The organism is Cobetia sp. SIMBA_158, from assembly GCF_046566945.1.
Lineage (GTDB): Bacteria > Pseudomonadota > Gammaproteobacteria > Pseudomonadales > Halomonadaceae > Cobetia > Cobetia amphilecti.
Map to the genome: position 1 here is coordinate 1 of NZ_JAWJYL010000155.1, position 326 is coordinate 326.

Sequence of the window (326 nt, forward strand, 5' to 3'; positions counted from 1 at the left end):
GTTCAGTACTATTTCTATGATTACATCCATACATCAGTTTCAATCTTTGCTGAAATGGCAAAAGGAAGTGGAATAAAACTTAGGGAAGATCAAGTTTTGCTGGTAATATCGGATAAATTAAAAACATTGGCTAATAAATACATGATTTTTCTTTCGTCTGCAACACAGCTGAATGGAGAGTGGAAAGAAGCGTGGAAGAAAGGAGAAGTGATTGATGGTCAGTATCTAAGTGGAAGTAAAGCGGTAGCAAACAAAATTGATGCTGGGATGATTATATTGCCATTAAGCAACAAAGAAAAGAAAGCAGTCGAAAAAATTATGACTGC

1 protein-coding gene is annotated in these 326 nt (G+C 35.3%); it reads left to right on the forward strand.

All coding sequences use genetic code 11. The features are described 5' to 3' along the window. A partial coding sequence (locus R2R70_RS19405; protein ID WP_410978808.1) for a hypothetical protein occupies positions 1-326 on the forward strand: 326 nt, incomplete at both ends.